The organism is Halomonas sp. SIMBA_159 (assembly GCF_046536035.1).
GTDB lineage: Bacteria > Pseudomonadota > Gammaproteobacteria > Pseudomonadales > Halomonadaceae > Vreelandella > Vreelandella venusta_A.
The window spans coordinates 1-414 of record NZ_JAWJBT010000122.1 but is presented as its reverse complement, the minus strand read 5'-3'; the positions used below and the strand labels follow the sequence as shown (position 1 = coordinate 414).

Annotated in this window: 1 protein-coding gene; it reads right to left on the bottom strand. The window is 67.1% G+C overall.

The window, feature by feature from the left end; translation table 11 throughout:
• Positions 1 to 414, bottom strand: a 414-nt coding sequence (locus R0J87_RS18645; protein WP_498888064.1) for a GntR family transcriptional regulator, incomplete at both ends; no start/stop codon positions are given.

The window sequence follows — 414 nt, the reverse complement described above, 5'->3', positions numbered from 1 at the left end:
CGAGCGGAACGACGTCGGTCAGGACCCAGGTCTCGTAGTAGTCGAAGAGCACGTCGTTCTGATCCCAGGATCGGGAACGGATGCGGAGGAGCGCCTGAGTCTCGGCCACTCCCAGGTTCGATGCGACCTCCGGCGGCGCCGACAGCGCATGGATGACGCGCTGCGCCGTCGCGATGATGTGACCGGCTTCACGCAGCGTGGTGTTCAGCGACTCCGCGCCGTCGAGCACATCCTTCGCCCCGGCGACGACATCGCCGACAGCGCGCGGGAACCAGTTCGTGCTGAAGAGGGCTACCTGGCCGTCGAGGTATCGCACGCGCTCGAGCGCGAACACATCGCTGTCGGCATCGAGGCGGAGGGCATCGGCGACGTGCTGCGGCGCTCTGACGTATCCGGCGTGCACTACCTCGGTGC